Origin of the sequence: Paraburkholderia fynbosensis, from assembly GCF_902859935.1 — a bacterium.
GTDB classification, from domain to species: domain Bacteria; phylum Pseudomonadota; class Gammaproteobacteria; order Burkholderiales; family Burkholderiaceae; genus Paraburkholderia; species Paraburkholderia fynbosensis.
In genome coordinates, this window is record NZ_CADIKI010000009.1 from 173,972 (window position 1) to 197,079 (window position 23,108).

The 23,108-nt window shown below is 63.4% G+C and carries 23 protein-coding genes; 9 read left to right on the plus strand and 14 right to left on the minus strand.

Features of this window, described 5'->3' with window-relative positions; genetic code table 11:
• Positions 1–89: 89 nt before the first annotated feature.
• On the minus strand, positions 90–767 hold the full coding sequence (locus HV770_RS17025; RefSeq protein ID WP_175161396.1) for a MarC family protein: 678 nt from the start codon (positions 765–767) through the stop codon (positions 90–92).
• Between the two features lie 371 nt (positions 768–1,138).
• Between HV770_RS17025 and HV770_RS17030 the strand changes: the two genes are divergently transcribed.
• The 3 genes from HV770_RS17030 to glgA all read left to right on the plus strand — a co-directional run bounded on the left by HV770_RS17030 (position 1,139) and on the right by glgA (position 4,763).
• Positions 1,139–1,354 (plus strand): DUF3311 domain-containing protein, encoded by a 216-nt coding sequence (locus HV770_RS17030; protein ID WP_175161398.1) that lies wholly within the window; start codon positions 1,139–1,141, stop codon positions 1,352–1,354.
• The gene (locus HV770_RS17035) at positions 1,351–2,823 is read left to right on the plus strand and encodes a sodium:solute symporter family protein (protein ID WP_175161400.1); all 1,473 of its coding nucleotides are present in this window, start codon (positions 1,351–1,353) and stop codon (positions 2,821–2,823) included. The genes HV770_RS17030 and HV770_RS17035 overlap by 4 nt, the downstream gene beginning before the upstream one ends.
• A 326-nt stretch (positions 2,824–3,149) precedes the next feature.
• A complete protein-coding gene (gene glgA, locus HV770_RS17040; protein ID WP_175161402.1) occupies positions 3,150–4,763 on the plus strand; it encodes a glycogen synthase GlgA in 1,614 nt (537 codons plus the stop codon).
• Positions 4,764–4,856: 93 nt separating this feature from the next.
• Here the strand turns inward: glgA and HV770_RS17045 are convergent, their stop codons facing one another.
• The gene (locus HV770_RS17045) at positions 4,857–5,723 is read right to left on the minus strand and encodes a phytochelatin synthase family protein (RefSeq protein WP_175161404.1); all 867 of its coding nucleotides are present in this window, start codon (positions 5,721–5,723) and stop codon (positions 4,857–4,859) included.
• Positions 5,724–6,034: 311 nt separating this feature from the next.
• On the opposite strand from HV770_RS17045, the gene HV770_RS17050 reads away from it, so the two are divergent.
• Positions 6,035–6,241, plus strand: coding sequence for a DUF1289 domain-containing protein (locus HV770_RS17050; protein WP_121322442.1), 207 nt, complete (start codon positions 6,035–6,037; stop codon positions 6,239–6,241).
• A gap of 7 nt (positions 6,242–6,248) precedes the next feature.
• Here HV770_RS17050 and HV770_RS17055 read toward each other — a convergent pair whose 3' ends face one another.
• Both HV770_RS17055 and HV770_RS17060 read right to left on the minus strand, forming a co-directional pair.
• Positions 6,249–7,325 (minus strand): GGDEF domain-containing protein, encoded by a 1,077-nt coding sequence (locus HV770_RS17055; protein ID WP_246290958.1) that lies wholly within the window; start codon positions 7,323–7,325, stop codon positions 6,249–6,251.
• A gap of 43 nt (positions 7,326–7,368) precedes the next feature.
• Positions 7,369–8,184, minus strand: coding sequence for a hypothetical protein (locus HV770_RS17060; RefSeq protein ID WP_175161408.1), 816 nt, complete (start codon positions 8,182–8,184; stop codon positions 7,369–7,371).
• Positions 8,185–8,669: 485 nt separating this feature from the next.
• Between HV770_RS17060 and HV770_RS17065 the strand changes: the two genes are divergently transcribed.
• Complete coding sequence (locus HV770_RS17065) at positions 8,670–9,737, plus strand: aromatic acid exporter family protein (RefSeq protein WP_175161410.1); 1,068 nt, start codon at positions 8,670–8,672, stop codon at positions 9,735–9,737.
• A 24-nt stretch (positions 9,738–9,761) separates the two neighbouring features.
• Here the strand turns inward: HV770_RS17065 and HV770_RS17070 are convergent, their stop codons facing one another.
• The 3 genes from HV770_RS17070 to HV770_RS17080 form a co-directional block, all read right to left on the minus strand.
• Entirely contained in the window at positions 9,762–10,106 is a 345-nt protein-coding gene (locus tag HV770_RS17070) for a cupredoxin domain-containing protein (RefSeq protein ID WP_175161412.1), read from the minus strand.
• A gap of 44 nt (positions 10,107–10,150) precedes the next feature.
• Positions 10,151–11,095 carry a metallophosphoesterase family protein gene (locus HV770_RS17075; protein ID WP_175161414.1) on the minus strand — a complete coding sequence of 315 codons (945 nt, stop codon included), beginning with the start codon at positions 11,093–11,095 and terminating at the stop codon, positions 10,151–10,153.
• Between the two features lie 185 nt (positions 11,096–11,280).
• Positions 11,281–13,446 (minus strand): M1 family metallopeptidase, encoded by a 2,166-nt coding sequence (locus HV770_RS17080; RefSeq protein WP_175161416.1) that lies wholly within the window; start codon positions 13,444–13,446, stop codon positions 11,281–11,283.
• Positions 13,447–13,490: 44 nt separating this feature from the next.
• Between HV770_RS17080 and HV770_RS17085 the strand changes: the two genes are divergently transcribed.
• Positions 13,491–13,760, plus strand: coding sequence for a hypothetical protein (locus tag HV770_RS17085; protein WP_175161418.1), 270 nt, complete (start codon positions 13,491–13,493; stop codon positions 13,758–13,760).
• Between the two features lie 263 nt (positions 13,761–14,023).
• Here the strand turns inward: HV770_RS17085 and HV770_RS17090 are convergent, their stop codons facing one another.
• The 5 genes from HV770_RS17090 to HV770_RS17110 form a co-directional block, all read right to left on the minus strand.
• Positions 14,024–15,019, minus strand: coding sequence for an aldo/keto reductase (locus HV770_RS17090; RefSeq protein WP_175161420.1), 996 nt, complete (start codon positions 15,017–15,019; stop codon positions 14,024–14,026).
• Between the two features lie 406 nt (positions 15,020–15,425).
• Positions 15,426–16,064 carry a glutathione S-transferase family protein gene (locus HV770_RS17095; protein ID WP_175161423.1) on the minus strand — a complete coding sequence of 213 codons (639 nt, stop codon included), beginning with the start codon at positions 16,062–16,064 and terminating at the stop codon, positions 15,426–15,428.
• 96 nt (positions 16,065–16,160) lie between these two features.
• The gene (locus HV770_RS17100; protein ID WP_175161425.1) at positions 16,161–16,325 is read right to left on the minus strand and encodes a hypothetical protein; all 165 of its coding nucleotides are present in this window, start codon (positions 16,323–16,325) and stop codon (positions 16,161–16,163) included.
• A gap of 196 nt (positions 16,326–16,521) precedes the next feature.
• Entirely contained in the window at positions 16,522–16,977 is a 456-nt protein-coding gene (locus HV770_RS17105; RefSeq protein WP_175161608.1) for an SRPBCC family protein, read from the minus strand.
• Entirely contained in the window at positions 16,977–17,312 is a 336-nt protein-coding gene (locus tag HV770_RS17110) for an ArsR/SmtB family transcription factor (protein WP_175161427.1), read from the minus strand. Before HV770_RS17110 ends, HV770_RS17105 begins: the two co-directional genes overlap by 1 nt.
• 378 nt (positions 17,313–17,690) lie before the next feature.
• On the opposite strand from HV770_RS17110, the gene HV770_RS17115 reads away from it, so the two are divergent.
• Both HV770_RS17115 and HV770_RS17120 read left to right on the plus strand, forming a co-directional pair.
• Positions 17,691–18,776 (plus strand): TIGR03118 family protein, encoded by a 1,086-nt coding sequence (locus HV770_RS17115; RefSeq protein ID WP_175161429.1) that lies wholly within the window; start codon positions 17,691–17,693, stop codon positions 18,774–18,776.
• 3 nt (positions 18,777–18,779) lie between these two features.
• On the plus strand, positions 18,780–19,079 hold the full coding sequence (locus tag HV770_RS17120; RefSeq protein WP_175161431.1) for a hypothetical protein: 300 nt from the start codon (positions 18,780–18,782) through the stop codon (positions 19,077–19,079).
• A gap of 112 nt (positions 19,080–19,191) precedes the next feature.
• On the opposite strand, the gene HV770_RS17125 is transcribed toward HV770_RS17120, so the two are convergent.
• Positions 19,192–20,355, minus strand: a complete 1,164-nt coding sequence (locus HV770_RS17125; RefSeq protein ID WP_175161433.1) for an epoxide hydrolase family protein — start codon at positions 20,353–20,355, stop codon at positions 19,192–19,194.
• Between the two features lie 207 nt (positions 20,356–20,562).
• Positions 20,563–21,708 (minus strand): porin, encoded by a 1,146-nt coding sequence (locus HV770_RS17130; RefSeq protein ID WP_175161435.1) that lies wholly within the window; start codon positions 21,706–21,708, stop codon positions 20,563–20,565.
• A gap of 540 nt (positions 21,709–22,248) precedes the next feature.
• Here HV770_RS17130 and surE point away from each other — a divergent pair.
• Complete coding sequence (gene surE, locus HV770_RS17135; RefSeq protein ID WP_175161436.1) at positions 22,249–23,028, plus strand: 5'/3'-nucleotidase SurE; 780 nt, start codon at positions 22,249–22,251, stop codon at positions 23,026–23,028.
• Positions 23,029–23,108: the final 80 nt, after the last annotated feature.

Consider the following 23,108-nt stretch of genomic DNA (forward strand, 5'->3'; position numbering starts at 1 on the left):
GTTAGCGCTTCAGCGCTCACTCTGGTCCCATGCAAGACATTGCTCCCACCGACAACCTCCCTCCCCGGCACCACCTCACCCGCCCCACACTATTTGCCCACCGGCTGCATGGTCGCAATCGGAATCAGGAATTCGGAAAAGCCAGTCAGCATAATCTGCACGCCGATGCACAGCAGCAAAAACGAAGATACGCGCATCGCGACCTTAGTTCCTTCGACGCCGAGATACTTCGCAAAAATCACCGCACGGCTGTAGATCAGATAGACAGTAGCGGCCACCGCGAACGAGATCACCACCGACGCGATGCTAGACACCACGAACTCCGACAGCTTGTGCGTACGGTTCGCGGTCAGCGCGACCGCCGTGGCAATCGAGCCCGGCCCGGTGGTCAGCGGAATGGTGAGCGGGAAGAATGCCTTCGACATCGCGTTGTCCGCATCGACGCGCTTGACGGCCGGCGGCTCGGCCGGTTGCGTGTCCGGTGCATTGAGCATCTGCCAGCCGCCGACCGCCACGGCGAGTCCACCGCCGATGCGCAACGCCTCCATCGAGATGCCGAAGAAATGCAGGATCGGCGTGCCGATGAAGAACGCCACCAGCAGCACGCACACCACGTTGATGGCGATTTTCCGCGCGAGCGCGGTGCGCTCCTCGGTGGTCAGCGCCGCAGTTCGGTCCAGGAACACGAAAGCAATGCCGATCGGATTGATGATGCTGATCAGCCCGGTAAAGCCAAACAGAATGTCCGAGATCAGACTGGCGACCATATGCAACCCGTGTCGGGCGGCAGCCCCCGGTGGCTGGACGTTCTGCCCGCGCACCCGGAACGCCGCGTCTATTGATGAAGCCGGAGCGTCGTGCGCCACCCGGACCATGCTCGCCCTGCGTGGCGAGAATCATATCGCGGCGCGTCAGCCCAGGCCGCAAAAAGCCTCACAACACGAGGTATCGCGTGGCGTGCCGCCGTCCGCGCAGCGCCTTGCAGCGCAACAAGCGCCGGCCCAAAGATGCCCCCTAAACTTTCAAAACGCCTACGCTTTTTTGACCACCTTTACGTAACCGAAGTATCCGGCATACAGTCCTCAGCGAAGCCGCACTTTCAACGAGACGTACTTAACCGGTTCGAGGAGTTGCCCCCATGTTGCTTCGTGTACTCGCCGCGTTGCCGTTCATCGGCATTCTGCTCGGCGTCCCGTTGGTGAATCGCGTCGAGCCGCTGGTGCTCGGCATGCCGTTCGTGCTGGCCTGGATCGTCATGTGGGTGGTGCTGAGTTCGATCCTGATGGCGCTCGTCTACCGTCTGGACCCGGCCAACCGCAACTTCGTGGCCGATGCCGAGGAGGCCGGCTCATGAGCGCACTCGTCATCATCGCGGCCATCACGCTGTTCGCCCTCTATCTCGGCGTGCGCGCGCGGCGCGGCCACGACATGAACCTCGAACAGTGGAGCGTGGGCGGGCGCAGCTTCGGCACCGCCTTCGTGTTCCTGCTGATGGCGGGCGAGATCTACACGACCTTCACCTTCCTCGGCGGCAGCGGCTTCGCGTACGGCAAGGGCGCGCCGGTCTACTACATTCTTGCGTACGGCACGCTCGCGTACATCCTCTCGTACTGGATGCTGCCGCCGATCTGGCGTTACGCGAAGAAGCACCGCCTCGTCTCGCAACCGCATTTCTTCTCGCGCAAATACGAGAGCCCCGCGCTCGGCACGCTGGTCGCGCTGGTCGGCGTGGCCGCGCTGATTCCCTACCTCGTGCTGCAACTGAAGGGGCTCGGCATCATCGTCGCGACGGCCTCGTATGGCGCGATTTCGTCGACGGCGGCCGTGTGGATCGGCGCCGCCGTCGTGACCGCCTACGTGATCGTCTCGGGCGTGCGCGGCTCCGCATGGAACTCGGTGGTGAAGGACCTGCTGATCCTCGCGATCGTGCTGTTCCTCGGCATCTACCTGCCGCTGCACTACTACGGCGGCCTGGGCGACATGTTCCGCGCAATCGACGCCGCCCGCCCCGGCTTCCTCGCCTTCCCGGCGCGCGGCTCGAGCGTGACGTGGTTCCAGTCGACCGTGCTGCTGACCGCGCTCGGCTTCTTCATGTGGCCGCACACATTCGGCTCCATCTTCACCGCGAAGGACGAACGCATCTTCCGCCGCAACGCGATGGTGCTGCCGCTGTATCAGCTGATTCTGCTGTTCGTGTTCTTCGTCGGCTTCGCGGCGACACTGCGGGTGCCGGGCCTCAAGGGCGGCGACATCGACCTGTCGCTGTTCCGCCTGTCCTTGCAGACCTTCGACCCGTGGTTCGTCGGCGTGATCGGCGCGGCCGGCATTCTGACCGCCCTGGTACCGGGCTCGATGATCCTCACTTCGGCATCGACGCTGCTCGCCAACGACGTCTATCGCGGCATGGTGAACCGCAACGCATCGGACGCCTCGGTCGCCACGCTCGCGCGCTTCCTGGTGCCGGTGGTGGCGCTGGTCGCGGTCGGCTTCACGCTGAACGGCGGCGAGACCATCGTCGCGTTGCTGCTGATGGGCTATAGCTTCGTCACCCAGCTTTTCCCCGCGGTGATCTGCAGCCTGTTCCCGCATAACCGCGCGACCAGGCAGGGCGCGTTCTGCGGGATCGTGGCCGGCGTCGCGGTGGTCGCGCTGACGACCACGCTGCACTGGAGCGTCGGCCAGTTGATGCCGTTCCTGCCCGACGCGTTGAAGGACGTCAACATCGGCTTGCTTGCGCTGGCGGTGAACGTGATCGTGTTCGTGGTAGTGAGCGCGGTGACGCAGCCGAGGCCGGTCGAACAGACGCGCGCATCGGTGCACTGAGCACGTACCGGCTTCGTTCAGTCTGAGTGCATGAAGGGGTTGCCCGCGTGAGCGGCGACCCCTTCGCTGTTTTATGTCCAGCGTTCCGCGCGCAAACAGCGCGCCGTGCACCGAGGTCAAATCTACATATGAATGAAAAAAACGCCTGCGTGCAACACGCGCGCCGGCTGCAACTCGCGCCTTTCCAGTCGCTGCGCACTGCAACACAAAGCCGCGCCAGCGCACTTCAAAAACCTTGAACGACAGGCACATCCCTTGCTGACGCTTCGCGCTTGCGAACCGCCTCGCACTGTGCAAGTGCAATATTCCCATCTCCGGGGGCCAACTTGTCGCTCAATGTACTTCTCGTCGCTTCGGAAGCCTTGCCGCTCGCCAAATCCGGCGGTCTCGGCGATATGGTCAGCGCCTACGCCGCCGCGTTGCGCGATGCCGGCGCCGATGTTTCGATCCTGCTGCCCGCTTATCCCGCCGCGCTCGAGCGCGCGCTCGACGTCACGCCCATCGCGCGCATGACCGGCCTGCCCGGCGGCGATGCGAAACTCCTGCGCGGCCGGATGCCCGACACCGGTGTGCCCGTCCTGCTTCTGCAGATGAATCACCTGTTCGCCCGCGAGGGCCTGTATCGCGATCCCCAAGGCCGCGACTACCTCGACAACCTCACGCGCTTCGCCTCGCTCGCGGCCGCCGCGACGCGCGTGGCGCGCGGCGTGCGCAACCTGAAGCGCCCCGACATCGTGCACGCGCACGACTGGCATGCGGGGCTTACGCCGCTCTATATGCGGCTCGCCGGCGTGGCCGCCAAAAGCGTGTTCACAATTCACAACCTCGCGTTCCAAGGCAACCATCCGCTCGCCATGGGCGGCTGGATCGGCATACCGCCCGAACTGCTCGCGCCAGCCCTGTCCGATGAGCGCAGCATCGAGTTCTACGGCTCGCTGAGCATGATGAAAGCCGGCATCGTGCATGCCGATCGCGTGACGACCGTCAGCCAGCGCTACGCCCGCGAAATTCTGACGCCGCGCTTCGGATACGGCATGGAAGGCGTGCTGCAGGCGCAAGCCGGCAAGCTGTCGGGCATCGTCAACGGCATCGATACGGCGAGCTGGAATCCGGCCACCGACGCGACCATTGCACGCCGCTATGGCGTAGACGACACCGCCGGCAAGCAAGCCTGCAAGCGTGAGCTGCAACAGGCGTTCGGCCTCACGCGCGAGCCGTTCGCACCGCTCGTCGCCATCGGCAGCCGGCTCACCGACCAGAAGCTCGCCGACGTGGTCGTGCGCGCGTTGCCCACCTTGCTCGAACGGCATGCGCGGCTGCAATTCGCCATTCTCGGCCAGGGCGAGCGCGATCTCGAACAGGCGGTGCAGGGGTTGGCTGCCGCGTGGCCGGGACGCGTCGGCGTGCAGATCGGTTACGACGAGCGGCGCGCTCACATGCTGCATGCGGGGGCGGATATCCTGCTGCACGGCAGCCGCTTCGAGCCGTGCGGGCTGACGCAACTCTATGCGATGCGCTATGGCACGATTCCGGTGGCGTCGCGCGTGGGCGGGCTCGCCGACACGATCGTCGATTACGCGCCGCAAGACGGGCGCGACGAGGATCGCGCCACCGGCTTCCTGTTCGATGGCGAGACGCCGGAGCACGTCGCGCACGCGCTCGGACGCGCGTTGACGGTGTTCGGACAGCCGTCGTCGTGGCACGCGTTGCAGCGTAATGCGATGAACCGCGAATCCGGCTGGGATGCCTCGACCGCTAACTATCTGGCGCTGTATGCGCAGCTGGTCGATGCAAGGCCGGCGCTGCGCGATGCACGTGTTCGTAAGACGGCCGTTCGGGGACGCGCGGCGGGTGGTGCCGCTGTTGCTGCTGGCACGCGCAGGGCCCGCGTGGAGGAAAGCTTCGCGAGCGCCGCCGGGGAGATGACGCGCAGCGCATGATACGTCGGACGCCGCGGGTGCGGCGGATTCGGCAAGCTATGCGCGCCGCCGCGCGCTGTTCGTTCGTCGTGTTGGCGACGCAGCGTCCGCGCCTCACTTCGCCCTCCCGCTGACGATCACCAGTCCCCGCGACAGGCCGCTTACCTGGTCGACCGCCAGCGCACCCGCATACAGTTGCGCGACCGGCACCCACACGGCCGGATACTTGTACCGCGCAACGTCGAGCAGCAGCGCGCTATCGCTCGCGGCGTCGTAGGCGGCGAGCGGCGACCAGTGCCCGCCGCCCTTCTCGCCGATCTCCACGCGCCGGAAGTTCAGCAACGCGAAGCGATCCTGACGAACCGTAGTGTCACGAATGCGCTGGCGGAACTGATCGAGCGTCATGTCGCTCGCGCGCCATGTCGTCACCTCGAGCGGGAACGTGCGTAGCACCGCGCTGAGTTGATCGAGCGTCATGCCCTCTTTCGATACCCGCGCGGGGTCGGCCACTTGCGGGTCGATGCCGCGAAAGAAATCCTGCTGCGAGAAAAACGGGAAGTCCGGATACAGGCTCGACTCGGGACGACGAACGCCCAACGCGTTGAGCACCATGACCGAGGCCGCGACCGAACACCAGCTTTCGCTACGCTGCGTCTCGAAGTACTGCGAGAGCGGCCAATACGACTGGCTGTATGGCGTGGACATCAGGCGCTTCTGGCCCGCGGTCAGCGTCAACGGGATCAGGTTGGGCGGGACGGGCAACGGGCCGTCGGCGGAATGTGCCGCTTGTGCCGCTTGTGGCGCCGCGGCTTGCACGGCACTTTGGCCTGAGACCTGCGCGGCGCTTCGCGTCTGGGCGAGGCCGTGGTTCGCGTCCGGCGACCACGGCGCGCAGGCGGCCAACGCCGCCGTCGCGACAGTGACGAGCCCCACGGCCCGGCTTATGCGCCCGACGGCGCGCATCGACGAATATCTGGACATGGCCCCTTCCGCTGCGGATGAATCGGAACAACGAAGCCCGCCAGGGCATCTCGTGCCGTCTCGGCGAGCTACGTTTTTTAACACGAAACAAAGCGCCGCGTACGTTCGCCTTGCTGGCGGATTGGATATACTCGTCGCCCTCGCGATGCCTGGAACGCGGGTCGAGGTCATCGTCTATACACGACCTCGACCACGCTGCGGCCGCTCAAGCCCGCCGCGACTCGCGCTTTCTATCACGCTTTGATATAACGATCCGATGGCCGTTCATGCATGACCATCGACATCGATCCACCGGGAGTGAAGATCTGAACATGGCAATCCAGTCACCGTGCGTCGACATTTGCAGAATCGACGGCAATTCGGGGTTCTGCGTCGGCTGCCTGCGTACCCGCGCGGAAATCCGCGAATGGAAGGGCATGCCCGATGAGCGGCGTCAGGAAGTGCTCGACGAACTGGCGCAACGCGCGGTGAAGCTGCCCTCCGAGGCAACGCTCACCACGGCGCCGCGAAGTTCATGAAACAAACTCACGAGACAGTCGCCCGTCCCGCCGGCGCAACGAATGCATAGCCATTCTTGCCGCTGCGCTTGACCTGATACATCGCGTCGTCGGCGGAGGCGACGAGGCGGCGATAGTCATCCACCGGTTCCGGAAAGCTCGCGATGCCGATGCTCGCGCGCACCACCCCGATGCCGCTCTGCTCATCGGTGCGCACCACGCACGCGATCAGCCGCCGCGCGATCTCGGCGAGCTCCGCGTCGCTCGCGAACGTGCGCACGAGGACCGCGAATTCGTCGCCACCGATGCGCGCGACCAGATCGGTCTTGCGCACCGATTCGCGAAAGCGCATCGACACCGCCATCAGGAATTCATCGCCCGCGCGATGCCCGAGCGAATCGTTGACCTGCTTGAACCCGTCCAGATCGATGTACAGCACCGCAAGCCGGTGAGCCGTAGACGTCGCGCGCGCCCGGGCCGCGGCTTTCTCCAGCTCGGCCAGCAGCTTGCGCCGGTTCGGCAGGCCGGTCATCGAATCATGCAGCGACGCATGCTCGAACTCGTGCGACTGCCCCGCCAACTGGCGATTGCGGCGGGCGTACATGCCCACCGCCGTGATCAGCAGGCAGAACAGCAGCGCCGCCAGCGCGATCAATGTGCGCGCGACGTGAGTGATCCGCACGCGCACGTCGGCGCTGTCGGCGTCGCGTTGCTCGCGCCAATACGCCGACACGTTGCGCAGTAACGCGTCGGTGTCGTCGAGGCTGGCTGTCGGGCTCAGCGTGGCGGGCGGAATGTGTGGCGCGGCTGACGGACTCGCGTTGACCAGCGCCGCGAGCGACGTGAGGCGTTGCGCGAGTTCGGCGCGCGCGCGCCCATAGTTCTGCGCGTCGGCGGGACTGGCGCCCGACGCCCCCTGCCGCATGCCGACCTGATCGCGCGCGCTTTGCGCATGGGCAGCCGCATCGAGCACGAGGGCGGCGTACTCCTGTTTCAGCTGATCGGAAAAGACCGTCCTGATCTGCATCGCCAGATACAGCAGGCCGATGAGCAGACACAGCAGCGACGCCACGGCGACCGTCGCGGGACCTGGTCTGAAGCGCATCGTCGAGACGCCTTCGCGATCCGCGCGCCAACTTCCGAGCGGCTCAGGGACGCGAGTAAAGGTCTTGCTGCTGGCGTCCGGCGTCATGTTGCCGGTAGTCCACGCGTCGAAAGAACTGCCCCATTCGCGCGAACAGGCTGTCCTTGTGTTTCGCGTTGGGCGCTGAAGCGCGGCGCTCGGCTTGCGCGGTCCGCGCCTGCTTGCCTGAGCGTACCGCCGCGGACTGTTGCACGGCGAGATCGGATGACTTGTTTATGCGGTGGATCGGACGGGGTGACGGCGACGGTGGCGTACGCGGGGTGGCGTCGGCGAGAACGACGTTTCGGCGACCAGACTCGACCGGGGCCGGCGCGACCTGTCCTGACCAGACCGCCTGCTGGCTGCCCTGCTCGCCGTCCAACACCGGCGATGCCCGACTACTTGAAGGCTCGCTCGCGATCGTCTCGCTGCCGGACGGCGTCCTCGTTGCCGGTGCATTCGAGGTGGGCGCCGTCGTTATGGTGTGCGTAGCAGCAGTGCCCGGCGCATCCGGCGATACTGCCGGCTCCATCAACGCGACGGGTTTCATCGGACCGCCTGCCGCCGCGCCCAGCGCCACGGCCGACGACGAGACCGGCATCCCAAGCGCCTGCCGCGCGCTCGCGATGGCCTCGGCATACGCCTGCTGATCGTGGTTGAACCAGACACTGTAAGCGACCGTGGCCAGCACGCCGAACGCCAATGCGCCCGCAGCCGCGATGCAGAGCGCGAAACGGCCGAAGCCGGGCGGCGGGGCACTCGTGCGCTGCGCGCCGCAGACGTCGAAACGGCGGTCCTGGCCCTCTGCTTCGGATTGAAGCAAGTCGGAATCGTTAGCCATCGCAATGCTCCGGAGTACGTCCTACCTCTGGCTCGCAAGCCATCATCAGACTTTGATCACACGACGTCGCAAGGTCGATGCAAGGACAGAATGTACGCCGCTCCTCACCCGTCGACAACACGACGCCGCCGCTTTAAACGCCGCTGCGCCACGCCGTGCTCGCAGCGTTGAACAGGTAAAAGATACAAGATCGCATGCCGCGGGGGCCTTTCCGACGATCCCGGGCTGCCGTCTGCGCTGGCGTTCGCGCGAACGTCTGTCGAGGGTCTGCAACGTAGCCAGCTTTCGTGGCCTCTGTCACGCAACAACCACGCCCATCGGACCATCGCAGTGCGCCGCGCGGGCACCGTTTGAAACGCGCCGGACGCCACGTCTCGCCTTGCGTACCGGCTACTGTTCTGATTCCCGACATACTGCGGGAGCGGTGGTAAGGTCACGTCCACCTGTTACCGCATCCGGCTTAACGTCATCGGTCCACCCACAACATGTCCAACGTCTACACCCACAAGCCGCTCACGCCGTTTCGCCGCGCATTCGCGCGCTTCTCTTTGTCCGAAACGGCGAAATACACGAAGCTGACGCTGGGCCTCTGGATCGGCTTCTTCATCCCTTCCCTGCTCGGTTATCCCGACGCCGCCGTCTCGCTCGCGGGTTCCGCCATGCTGACGCTGGCGCTGGGAAGCTCGATTTCGGCGGCCAGAAGCTATTTCTACAAGCGGGTGCTTTCCAACGTCGTCGCCATGCCGCTCGGCACCTTGCTGATCTGGCTGACCGCACCCCACCTCTGGCTAGGCGCGTTACTGCTGCCGGTGCTGATCTTCGGGATCGTCGGACTCAGGCCGTCGCTGTTCCAGATGACCAGCGTCACGGTGCCGATGACGCTCGTGCTCTACACCGGCGAGCATCTTCCGCTGCTCGAGCAACGTCTGATCGGCGTGGTGCTGGGCATGCTGCTCGGCTTCATCCTCCAGCAGGTGGCCTTTCCGCCCGATCACGGCTACTGGGCCAACACGCTCGTGAACGACGGCAACGCGCAATCCACCGACACCTTTGCGCAACTGGCCGCGGGCAAGCTGGACCGCGCACAGATCAAACCCGCGACCGCCAGACTGCGCGCGCTGAGCACCAACCTCAAACAGGCGCACCAGCTGTTGAAAACGGATATCGAGCAGGCATGGGTCTCGCCGCATCTGAAGCGCAATCGGGCCCGGCTGCCGCTGTTCGCGTGTTATCAGGAAGTCTTCGATTCGCTCGTCAACTTTCTGGAGACCATGAATACTTTCCACGATCAGTTCGCCGCACTCGATGCGTCGTGGCGCGAGGCTTTCCTCCAACGCCTCGGCGAGCTGGTCGCGGCGCACCGGCAACTGGCCGAAGCGGCGGATTTGCGCGAGGAACGGCCGCCGCTGTCGATGCCGCCGCTGCACATGGAAGAACTGCGGCATCTGATCGAAGACCTGCCCGGTTCCACCGTCTTCACGAGCGTATATCTCGGCCATCTGAGCGGCTACGGCATTCTGCTTTGCCGTCTCAGCGAACTGCATACCGCCTGAACACCCGGCCCTCGCTCGCTGCGGTCACTGCACGGTGATCGTCTCTTTCATGTTCGGATGGATACCGCAAAACACGTGGTAGACGCCGGGTTTGTCGAACTTGAACTTATACGAGTCGTTCTGATCGAGCGCCGCGGAACGGAACATGCCGGCATCGTTGACGACCGTGTGCGGCTCGCCATCCAGGTTCTTCCAGGTCACGGTCGAGCCGGCCTTGACCGTGAGCGCCATCGGCGAAAACATGAAATTCTTGATGACCACCGTGCCGGGCGTTTCGGCGTGCGCTGCATAAAACCCCGCCGATGCCACGATCAATGCGGCGCTGCCGAACAGAATCGAAAGCGCGCGACCTGGCCGATTAGTTTGCATGACTGATCTCCTGAGTGAATCCCGTACGTGAGAAGAATTGAGCTTTAAACCAGCGTCACATCGGCCAGCGTCGCCTTCAGCGGATGTTGCGCGATGCTGATGCTGGTGACGCCGAGCATTCTGGGAAGCTGATCGCTGGCCACTTTCAGCGGCCCGGGGCCCTCGCCGTTGCCGGCGCTAGGCTGCGGATAGGCCGTGGAACGCGCGGTGTGGAAGGTGATGTTGCCTTCCACCTTCGATACGATCTGATGAATGTGCCCGTTGAGCACCGTCACCGAGCCGAAGCGCTTCAGATAGCTCATCGCCGCACCGGCGTCGCCGGTGCCCCAGCCCCACGGCTCGTAGATGGTCCACATCGGCATGTGCGCGAACACGACGATCGGCGTGCTCGACGAGCGTCCTTTGAGATCGTTTTCGAGCCAGGCGAGCTGCTCGTCGCCGAGACCACCAAGGCCGTTCGGCTTGAAGTGCATCACGTTGACGAGGCCGACGAAATGCACGCCCTGGTGGTCGAAGCTGTAATAGCCCCGGTTGTCCGACGCCTGGCCGAATCGCCTGAAGTATTCGGCGCCGGGGCCGTCGGTCACGTCGTGCTCGCCGGGTACGGTGTGAAGTTCGGTGATGCTTAGGCCCGACATCAGCTGCGCTGCGAGATCGAACTCCGACGCCTTCGACAGATGCGTGATGTCGCCGGTATGGATGGTCAGAGCGGGCTTGCGCGGCATCGCATTGACGAACTCGATGGTCTGCTTCAGCGTGCCCGCCACGTCCGGATTGGCTTCCTTGTTGAAGCCGATATGCGTGTCGCTGATCTGCAGAAAGAGCGGCGTACCCATTGCGGCCGCCGGGGTCTTGCCGTCAGCGGCGAGCGCCAGCTCCACCGGCATGAGCACGCCGCCCGCCAGCATGAACACGGTGCCGAGGCCGCCGAACGCAAGACATTTCAGCGCGCCGCGGCGCGCCGGATCGATTGGATGATGTGACGACATGGTGACCTCACGATAAGGATTCGCAGGCGCGCCGCGCAATCGCGCGGCGGCCTTTTGCGACTCGGTTCATGAGGCATGACTCGTGTTGCGCCGGATTTATTCCTGGGTCGTACAGCCGCCCTCGAAAAAAACGGCTCGCATCGCATGATCCTGCGATGCGGGCCGCCTGACTGCCATCCACTATGTCACTGCGCCTGCTGCTTCTGCTTGAGCTTGCCCTGATAACGGATCGCCGGACGCAGCGATTGCGTCGTCGGCACGGTGCTCAACAACTGCCGCGCCAGCGGCGTGAGCGCCGGACTTAGCGAGCCGATGCTGGTTTGCCGCGACGGGTCAGCCAGCCCGTTGGTCACCAGCAGCTTCGCTTCGAGTTGCAGACTGGCCAGCAGCACCGGATCCTGTAGCGCGCTCCCCTGCGCGAGCAACTGGCTCCATGCGTTGTTGCTGTAGTTGGTGACGTAGTAGTCGAGCCCGCTCGGATCGGCAAGCACCGCGGAACAACCGTTCAGACGGACCTGGGTCTGCATGTCCTTCATCGCGATCGTCTTGCGTGAGCTCAGCCCGTCGCCGTACGCGAGCGTCAACGGAATCGTCCACTGCGTGCCCGGATACGCGTTCTGATTCGGGAACGGCGACTGTTTCAGCGTGACCACGGTCTGGTTCGTCGTCAGGTCGCACTGCGAGTCGAGCGAGATCAGCGGCACACCGGTTTGCCGCACGAAGCTGTCACCGATCGCCACCATCGGCTCGCCGCTCGCTTTCGCCAGTTCGTCCCACAGGCGCCTGGGCGTGACGTTGCCGAGCGAGTAATCGGCCAGATACGACTGCAAGCCCTTGCGCATCGTTTCCTCGCCGAGATAGTTCTCGATCATCTTCAGCACGTGGCCACCCTTGTCGTACGTGAAGGCGCTTGCGCTCAGCACGAAGTCGTTCGACGCCCAGCCGTTGAAGTTCGGCTGCACCGGGAACGCGGTCGACTTCAGATCGGCGTTGATCACCGCGTACTTGTTCTTCACGTCGTCGACCCAGCTGAAGCGGTCCGGAAAGAAGCGCACCTTGGTCTTGTTCTCGAAGAACGTTGCGAACGATTCGTTGAGCCACACGTCGTCCCACCAGTCGAGCGTGACCAGATCGCCGAACCACTGGTGCGCGGCTTCGTGCGTGAGCACGGTCACGCCGTAGTCGGACATCGTGGTGCCCGGCGCCGGCAGGATGTCGTCGGCAAATTCGAGAATCGCCCCCCAGTTTTCCATGCCGCCGAAGTTCAGGTCCTTCTGCTCCTTGAACGCGTCGTTAGCGGCGATAGTGTCGAACTTGGTGAGCGGCAGCGCGATGCCGGTGTAGCGATAGTAGTAGTCGAGCGCCTGCTTGGTCTGCTGCATCGCGGGCTTGGCCCAGTCGCGCATGCCGGGCGGCGTAAAGATGCGCAGATGCAGGCCTTTGCCGTCGGGCAGCGGGCTCGTGAAATCGTCTTCGAGAATGTCGAACTGGCCGCCGCCGAAAAAGAGCAGATACGACGGCATCGGCGGCGTCTTTTCGAACGACACCAGCTTGTAGCCGCTATCCACGTTCACCGCCGGTTTCTCGGCCGCGTTCGATACGACCTTCCAGTTCTGCGGGACTTCCGCGCTCACCTCGTAGGTGGGACGGAAAGCCGGTTCGTCCCAGCCCGGAAACCATTGACGGCCGAGGTTCGATTCGCCTTGCGTGAGAATCGCGCCGCTCGTGGTGCCGTCCGTCGCCTTCAGATCGACGCGGAACACGCCTTCGGCAGCGGAGCATCCCGGATAGTGATCGTCGCCGCAGCTGCCGCCGGTCTTTGCGACCGGGTCGTCATAGGTCTTGAAGTTGATGATGCCGCTCCACTCCATGTGCAGCGAGTAGTTGCCCGCGGCGATCTGGCCGCTCACTGGACGCAGTTGATAGAAATCGCCGTCGTCCTGCGGCGTGGCGATCAACTGGATGTTGCCTGGCTGAAGTGTGATCGTGCCGTTGGTGAACTTGATGCGATGCCCGGCGATCGTGATGGCGTTGACCGCCTTCAGCACCTTGATCTGCACGTCGGCGCGGCCGTCGAACGAAGACAGCGCCGGGTTCGGCCGGAACCAGAGCTTGTAGTTGACCGGCGTGACCGTGTCGGGCAGTTCGACTGGCGGCACGGTCTTGTCGATCGATGTATTCGCGACGGGGGGCGCGGCCGGCGGCGCGAGCGCGGGTTCGGAAGCGGCTGTCGGCGTCTGCGCGGACTTGCTCGACAAGGCGGACGAGCCGTCATCGCCGCCGCAGCCCGCCAGGACCACCATTCCGGCTAGCGTCAGGCACTGTATCTGCAATCGGAAATTTATACGCATTTTAATCCTCGACGGACAATATCGGCTTAAAGAAAGTGCGTTGAGTGCTTCTGCTGCGTTTCTCTTTTTTCAGCGAAAAAGGTCTCCGCACTAGCACCGGATTGCTAGCGAGAATGAATAGGCGTGTTGAAGCCTCAGCACTTGTCGCTGATTTTTTAATTGCACGCCGTTTTTTATTACAATGCTTTCAAATTGAATGCCTGAACCGTCTGGCAGGACATCCATGTGGCGCCTGGCCGACCGGCAAAACGACACCACACCTGCATCTGCAGGCCGGTGAGCACATCGAGGTCGGTTTGGACGACTGTGCGTAGCCTAGTTTGGCAAACGTTCCCGTGTCAACTTCCTTTCACAATCTTTCCTGTTGACGTACTTTGTGTATGCACTTCGAATGGAAGAGGTAATCGACGGAGCTAAATGCTTCCGGAAACGCGATTTAGAGATTTACTACGGGAAATTTTATTTTTCTTTATCACGCGATTGTGCTAAGGCGCGGCGCCATTGCCAATAGGCATTCGAATGGATTTAATTTTAACTAGCTATTGAGTTCACGGCCGGATCAGGCGAAAGCGGCTCACTAGCCGTTCACCGCCGCGACAATCCGTGCGCGCATCGCCTTGTCGGGCAACGGCCCCGAACCGGCCCGCACATTGTCCGCCATGTATTGCGGACGGCCTGTGCCCGGAATGACCACCGTCACCGCAGGATGCGCGAGCACGAACTTCAAGAGAATCTGCGCCCAGCTCGTGCAGCCGATTTCCGCCGCCCATGCGGGCAACGGCGTTTTGGCGACACGCACGAGCAAGCCGCCACCGCCGAACGGCTGATTGATCACCACGCCGATGCCCTGCTCCGCCGCGAGCGGCAGGATGCGCTGTTCGGCGGTGCGGTCGTCGGCCGCGTAGTTGATCTGCACGAAGTCGGGCTTTTCGCTGCGCATCACGGACGCGACCTCCCCGAATGCGCTCGACGTGTAGTGCGTAATGCCGATATAGCGAATCCGGCCGCGCGCTTTCCAGTCACGCAGCGTCGCGAGTTGGGTGCGCCAGTCGAGCAGGTTGTGAACCTGCATCAGATCGATGCGTGGCTGCTGAAACCGGCGCAGCGATTCTTCCATCTGCGCGATGCCTGCGTCGCGCCCTTCGGTCCAGACTTTGGTCGCGACGAAGGCTTTGCCGTGCGCGCCGAGTTGGGTGAGCAGCGCGCCGGCGACGACTTCCGACGAGCCGTACATCGGCGACGAGTCGATGACCGAACCGCCTGCTTCGAACAGGATGCGCAGCACGTCGGCGAGTCGTGCGCGCGCGGCGGGGTCGTCGCCGACATCGAAGGTGCGCCAGGTGCCGCAGCCCACCACCGGCAGACGTTCGCCCGAAGCGGGAATCACGCGTTGCGTCATGCGCGGCAGCGGCGTGGCGGGTTCGGATTGGGTTTGCGGCTGAGTTTGCCATTGCGCCGAGGCCAATGGTGGCAGCGAAAGCGAAACCGGCAAGCCGATTGCAGCACCGCTCGCCGCGCGCAGAAACCGGCGCCTGTCGATGCGACGTCCATCGTTTTTCGACGAAAGTGCCATGACGTACCCTCGATCCGCAACCAGACGCGGTAGCTCGTACGATACGGCAATTCGGAGAGATGTGTTCGGGTTCGGGGGCCGCGCTCGAACCGAGCCCTGCGGCTTGCGCACTGTGCGCTGTGCAAGACCCCTCCTTTTGCAACGCGTCAGCCCCCGCCGCTACCGGATGAAATGCTCACCGCAGATCGGCATGCCGGCTAGTCGCGTGGGCCACGACGGCGCTTGACCGGCCGCCGCGAACCGATCCGTCGCCATCGCAGACCCGGCGGCCGCGCCGATTGCGATGACCACCATCGCCGTCCGGCGCACTCGTGCGCCGCGGGCGTCGGGCGTGCGCGAAACGCTTCGCCAGCCGGTCAGCAAAGTCACCGTCAGTGCGAGGATCGCGCAGCACATGATCCAGCGTTCACGCTTGTGTCGCAGCGTGCGCAGGCCGCGCGGGAAACGGATTGCGCCATGCGTCGAATGCGTTCAACTGATCGTGCCAGCGCTGCACCTGCGGGAATTCGTCCACTGGCATGGCGGCGCTTTTCGCGTACGGCAGCGTCACCGCAACGGAAAAATCCGCGATCGACAGGTCGTTTCCGAGCAGCCACTTGCGTCCCTTGAGATGCTGATCGAGCAGGCTCGCGTGCTGCCGAAAAAATCCCTGCGCCTGCGCGACGTTCGACGGCTCGGGCTCGCCGAGCCCGAGCCACGGCTTGACCAGATGCTCGAAATAAAGCGAGCCTCCTTGCCGGTAGAGATGCTGGCTGTTCCAGCTCAGCCAGCGCACCACGTCGATCTGCTGCTGCGCGCTGCGTGGCCAGAGTCCCGATTCCGCACGCTGCGCGAGATGGCAGATGATCGCGTCGGCTTCCCAGAGATTTTTCTCGCCGTCGACGAGGCTCGGCACCTTGCCGTTCGGGTTGATCGCGAGATAGTCGGGACGCGTTTGCTCACCATTTTTCAGATCGACGAATACATAGTCGATTGGTATCCCTAAGTATCTGGCCACCGCGCATGCCTTGCGGGGCGCGAGCGTTTCAGCATAGTAGAGCTTCATGTTCTACCTCGGTATGCACTCATATCATGGGGTGACCGACATTGCGCATCTAAAGTGCGCCTCTTCACGCGGTGGTCCGCGCGAGGGCCGGTTCAACTAGTTTTTGTCGCTCTGCTCAATGCGGAACAACGTAGCAAGTGCCTTACGCATGCGCTTCGATTCGCGAGTACGCGCCTCGAACGAGTAGTCCGAATCCAGCGGCAGATGCGGTGACGCAAAGAGATCGCTGATCTTTTGGAGCAGGGCAAAAATAAAGCTCATGGTGACTCCCGGTTGGTTACCGCATTCGCCATCGTTTCCCAAAGCATTACGGGCCGAAACCTTCGCAAAAAAACGCGCCGGCTAAAGGTCAGGTTCCGCTAGATTCAATTCGCAAACGAAATGCTTCGCATAACGGCACGCTTGCGGGTGCCTGTCCAAAACAAAAGCCATAGTGCGGGTTTGGCAAGCAGTAGATTCAATCGCTATCGACTGCGCTTTTCAGTTCGGCGATGAGACTTTCCAGCTTCTCGAACGCACCGCTCCAACCGGCCTGATGACCATCGCGCGCGGCTTCGTCGAAGAATTGCGCGTGCGTGAAGGTCATTTCGGTGCCTGCGTCGATCGGCCGAAACTGGATCGTCACGAGAGAGCGCCGCTCGGGCAGCGTGACCCACTGCCAGGTGAAGACGAGCTTGCGATCCGCCTCCACCTGCTGGTATTCGCCGCGGCAGTCATGCGTTTCGCCGTCCAGCGTCTGAAACACCACGCGAAAGCGGCCGCCCACGCGCGGATCGGCTTCGGCGCTCAGCACCGGCCCGGCGTCGGGTCCCCACCAGCGCGCCATCAACTCGGGACGCGTCCATGCCGCGTAGACCTTCGCCGGGGGCGCTTTCAGGCGCCGCACGATTGTCAGGCTCGGCTTCTCTTCCATCATTGCTCTTCCCCTTCGACAAAATCGGCGAGCCGGTCGAGACTCGCGGACCAGAAACGTTCATAGCGCCGCAGCCAGGCCATGACCTCTTCCATCGGCGCGGCGACGAGTTCGACCGACACGGTTCGGCCGCTCTTCGTGCGAGCGATCAGACCCGCGTCGCTGAGCACGTCGAGATGCTTCATGACCGCCGGCAGCTTGAGCGGCAGCGGACGCGCGATTTCCGTCACCGAGAGGCCGGGCTCACGCTCCAGACGCGCGAGGATGGCCCGCCGCGTGGGGTCCACGAGGGCGGAAAAAGTACGATCGAGTTGACTGATTGGAGACTTCACCATATGGTGAACTATAAGCGATGGACGCACTGCGTCAAGTCTTTTTTTGCGCGGGCGATCGTGGACAGCGACGCGACCTCAACGGCGTGGCGCGGCAGTCCATAGAAGGCTGGCACCGGCCGACTGTGCCCTTGCACGCGGCTGGCGATCGCGTCATTTACATTGCGCACGAGTGAGCCTGCGAACCGAACATTCGAACTACAGGCGGATTCCGCTAAACCGATGCGTTCGGTCAACAAGCGGCTACTCAGGCAAATCGCGCAGCTCGCGCCAACGCCTCGCCGATGCCATTTAAAAAAATCCCTTCGAACCGCGGAATAAAGCCGCGACCCAATGCGTTCAATAGGCGCAATGACCGTCGGTCATCTGGGAGGTGCAGCCATGAAGTCCGTGCTTAAGGTATTGAGCGCCGTCGTGGGCGGCGCAGCGTTGACGAGCCTTGTCGCGTGCGGAGGGAGTTCCGATTCGCTCAGCACGCAGTCGTTTGTTTCGACCATGCTGGTGTCCGATGGCTCGGTCGCGGCAGCGCACACGGACTCAAACCTGAAAAACGCGTGGGGCGTCGCGTTCAACCCGAAGGGCTTCGTCTGGGTGGCCGACAACGCTACCTCGCTGGCGACTCTGTATGACGGCAACGGCACGCCGCAATCGCTTGTCGTCAGTATTCCGAATGGAACCGCCGGACCTGCCAGTCCGACTGGCATCGTGTTCAACGGCACCAGCGATTTCAGCGTCACACAAGGCGGCAAGACCGGCGTCGGCGCATTCATCTTCGCAGGTGAAGGCGGCACGATCACTGCATGGGCGCCCGCGGTCGCGCCCACAGCCGCATTCGTCATGTTCGACGGCGGCAGTGCCGGCGCGGTCTACAAGGGACTCGCACTGGCGAACAACGGCGGCGCCAACTTCCTCTATGCGACCGACTTTCACAACAACAGGATCGACGTGTTCGACCGCGGCTTCGCGAAGGTGGCGATGCCGGGCAAGTTTCAGGACTCGACGCTGCCCGCCGGCTTCGCGCCGTTTGGCATTCAGGCGATCGGCACAAAGCTCTTCGTGACTTACGCGAAACAGGATGCGGCCGCCCACGACAACGTCGACGGCGCTGGCCTCGGTTTCGTCGATGTCTTCGATACGGCGGGCAATCTGATGCAGCGCTTCGCTTCGGCGGGCCCGCTGAATGCGCCGTGGGGCGTGACGCAAGCGCCGGCCAATTTCGGCCGCTTCAGCGGTGACGTGCTGATCGGCAACTTCGGCGACGGCACGATCAACGCATTCGATCCCGCGAGCGGCCAGCCGCGCGGCCCGATCAATCTGCCGAACGGCTCGGCGTTCTCACAAAGCGGCTTGTGGGGTATCGCGTTCGGCAACGGGCTCGACAATCAGCCGGTCAACACACTGTTTTTCGCCGCCGGGCCGAATGACGAAACAAACGGAGTTTACGGACGCATCGACGTGAAAATGTGAAGCATGGCGCGCGTTTACCGTCCAGGCGCACAGCGAGGGGTTTCGACGTTCAACGTCGTGACGATCCGCTTCATCACGCGCTTCATCACGCGGCGCAGCCCGCCGCGCAGACGCGCCACGCACAGGCGGCGCAAGAAACGGTTCGGCGAAAAGTCACCGAAGCGCGCCTCTTTTTCGAGCAACGCGTCGTTGCATCATGCCGACGTCGTTGAAGATCTTGTCGATCAAATTGATAAGGGTGACTTGATAACCTGTTCAGCGGCATGTACCCCGGTACAACGCAAAAGCGCCCGCCCCATCTGATCCTGCCTGCCGAGACGACGGCGCGGGGTGCCGGTGAGCGTGCTGCCGCGCTTCCATGCTTGGGCTATGCGGGGCTGACAAAGCAGGCGGCGTACTTGCGCCTCGCGCCTCGCTAGCCTCTCTTCTCCCGCAACGGCCTGAAAAACTGCCTGATCTCGGTCGCAAGCAAACCAGGCTTTTCCATCGCCGCGAAATGCCCGCCGCTCGGCATGTCGGTCCATTGCGTCACATCGAAGGTTCTTTCGAGCCAGCTGCGCGGTGGATGGCTCAGTTCCTTCGGAAAATGCGCGTAGCCGACCGGAGGCACGACCCGCTGACCGTCGATGAAACGCATCGGCTGCAAGCGGTTCTCCCAATACATCTGCATCGACGAGCCGATGCTCTGCGTGAGCCAGTAGAGCGAGATGTTGGTGAGCAGCTCGTCTTTCGAGAACACCCGCTCGACATCGCCGTCGCAATCGCTCCACGCGCGAAACTTTTCGCCGATCCATGCGGCAAGCCCCACCGGCGAATCGTTGAGCGAGGCGGCCGCGGTCTGCGGTTTGGTGCTATGCATATGCGCATACCCGCCTTCGAGCGCGGCCCATTCGGCTTTATCGCGCAGGAATTTTTCCTCGTCGGGCGTGAGCGGCTGCCGGGCCGCGCCGATAGCGGGCTCATACGAACTGGGCAGGAAGTTCAGATGGATGCCGTCGACGGCTTGCGGATGCCGTGCGGCGAGCGCGATGGACACGCCCGCGCCGAGGTCGCCACCCTGAGCGCCGAAGCGTTCGTAGCCGAGACCGCGCATCAGCGACACCCACAGGTCCGCGACCTGAAACGCCGACGTGCCCGGCTGCGCGGGCGCAGGCGAAAACGCAAAGCCTGGCAGGGACGGCACGACGACATCGAACGCGTCGGCGGGATCGGCGCCGAAGGCGGCCGGGTCGCAGAGCTGGTCGAGTAACGCGTGAAACTCGAAGAACGAACCGGGCCAGCCATGCGTGATCACCAGCGGATAAGGCGAGAGCCCCTCGCCACGCCGATGAACGAAGTGCACGCGCTGGCCGCCGATATCAGTCATGAACTGCGCCTGCCGGTTCAATTTGCGTTCGGCCTCGCGCCAGTCGAAATGTTCGGCCCAATACGTCGCCAGTTCACGCAACCACGCGGGGTCGGCGCCTTGCTGCCATGCAGGCGACGGCGTGCCCGGTGCCCAGCGCGTGGCGCGAATGCGCTCGCGCAGATCGTCGATGTCACGATCGGGAATGGCGATCTCAAACGGTTCTATCTGCATGTCTGTACTTCCGGCGAGAGGTGATGGGTGACGCGCGCGGCCAGCTCGATCACGCGCCGACGAAGTCCGTTTGTGTCCGGGTCGGGGCGGCGCACGAAGCAGTCTGCATGGTACGCGCCCGGCAACAAAATCAGAAGACGCAAGAAAGAAGTGAGAAAAGCCCGTCAATGACGGGCTTTTTTCGCAGCGTGACGCTAAAACGTCCGCTTAGAAGCGATGACGGATACCCACCGTGCCGACCACCTGCGTATCGGTCGACGATGCGCTCACGCCGACGATATCGGCCGTTACGCCCGAGTTGCCCGTGCTGCCGACATGCTGATACGCCGCCTCAGCATAGACGTCGGTACGCTTGGACAGCGCGTAGTCGGTCTGCAACGTGAGCTGGTTGTACTTCGGGCTCGCGCCGTTCAGACGCGCGTCGGTGAACGTGTACGCGCCCGACACCGTCCACGCCGGCGTCAATGCGTAACGGCCGTTCAGTTCGTAGTTCGTGAAACGCGCGCTGCCGCCGTTGAGCGTCAGACCGCTCGTCGTGCCCGATGCCGAAGTGCCGATCGCGCTCGCGTCGCTCAGTTGCGTTTGCGTGAACACGAGGCCGACATTCGCCGCGCCGAACGCGTAGTTGACACCCGCGCCATAGGTACGCTGACGCGCCGCCGTGAAGGTGGAGTCGCCCGAGGCCACCGCGCCGCTCGAATTGGTGGTCGAGCCCGCGCCGTTCAGTTGCAGATATCCGACCGCCGCCTTCAGGCCGCCGAACGTGTACGACGCGCCGACGCTGTAAGCGCGGCTGTCGGCAAAGCTGCCCGCCGCGTTCGAAAAGCCGTACAGCGCGCCGAGCCTGAAGCCGCCGTAATTGACGCTCTGGTACTTGACCGAGTTGTTGATACGCACCGAGTTGTTCAGGTTGTCGTTGTCGTACGGATGCGACGCGAGCGTGCCGCCGTACTGCGTACCGTTCAGCGCGAGCGGGCCGAGATAATCGACCACGCTGTCGTACTGGCGGCCGAGCGTCACCGCGCCATACTGATCGCTCGACAGACCGACGAACGACTGGCGGCCGAACATACGGCTGTTCTGGCCCATCTTGCCGGTCGACAGGTTGAAGCCGCTTTCGAGCACGAAGATCGCCTTCAGGCCGTTGCCCAGATCTTCCGAACCGCGCAGACCCCAGCGATTACCGTTGAGCAGGCCGCTCGCCTGCTGGAAGTTGTTGCTGCCGCCGGAGTTGTTCGTGTAGGTAAGACCCGTGTCGATCAGGCCGTACAACGTGACGGAGCTTTGTGCGTGAGCGGCGCCCGCAGCGCTGACGAGCGCGAGCGAGAGGCTCGACAGTACGAATTTTTTCATTGATTTCTCTCCAGATTCGAATGGCGGATGCCATCGAGCGGCGGAGAATAGCCGACAAATTGAAAAAGTATTTTTCAGTTGATCACGGCGTTGTGTTTTTACGACTTAGATGTTTTTTTGCTTTCCGTTTATTTCGCCGTCCAGGACAAGCATTTTAGGACAGAGCAGGGATGAAAAATAAATGTGCCGCGCTTCGCAGTTTGCAGAAATGCACTGATTTTATTGATTTTTCTCCGATCCTGGCGCGGACAGATAACTATCCACCGTCCTGCCTGACACAGGGCCGCGCAGTTACTTTTCATTCCATTTAGTTTCGATCTAAACCAATAGCAATGAAATGTCAGGAACGTCACTCATTTCCACCACTATTGCCTGAACAGCAAATACTCTTTGCTCATTTTAAAACCCGCCAATAAGCCTTTGCATAGCCGCTCGATATCCGCAACGAATGCGCGCCGCGCCGCCGCTCGCGACACGCGAGCCCCGATAGTCCGATAATGAGCCTTCCGTTTCCTTATCCACGAAGAGGAGTTTGCTGCGATGTCCACCTACGAATCCAAAGTGCCGCGAGTGCTTTTGACGAACGACGACGGTATCGATGCGCCCGGCCTCGCCGTGCTCGAAGCCGTTGCCGCCGAACTCGCGCACGAAGTCTGGGTGGTCGCGCCCGAACACGATCAGAGCGGCACCTCGCATTCGATCAGCCTGCATTCGCCGCTGCGCGTGAGCCGTCAGGGCGAGCGGCGGTTCGGCGTGACGGGCACGCCTGGCGACTGCGTCGTGATGGGCGTGCGCCATCTGATGCGCGACGCGCCGCCCACGCTGGTTCTTTCCGGCATCAATCGCGGCGGCAACCTCGGCGTCGAGACGATGTTCTCGGGCACAGTCGGCGCGGCGATGACCGGCCTGCTGCTCGGGCTGCCGTCGTTCGCGCTGAGCCAGACCTTCAGCAATCGCGACAAGGTGCGCTGGGATACCGCACGCGCGCTCGCCCCCGGGGTGATCCGTCAGTTGCTCGCGATCGAGCATGCCGCGCCGACCTGCCTGAACATCAATTTCCCCGATGTCGACGCAGCCGCCGCTGGTCCGCTCACGCCAACCAAGCAAGGCGTCGGCCTCGTCGAGGATATCGACGTGCTACCGCAAGTCGACCCTCGCGGCATGGCTTACCACTGGTTACGTTTTCAACGCGGCACGCGTGCCAACGATCTCGATAGCGAAACCGCCGTGGTCGCGTCGGGGCGCGTGTCGGTCACCCCGCTCGCGTTCGATCGCACCGACGAGCCGATCTTCGCGCGGCTGGCCGCGTCACTGCGCTGAGCGTCGCCGGTCCGGAGCGTGCGATCGGGCCTGGCCGGCGTATGCCTCGACGCACATTGGCGAAGCGATGCAGACATCGC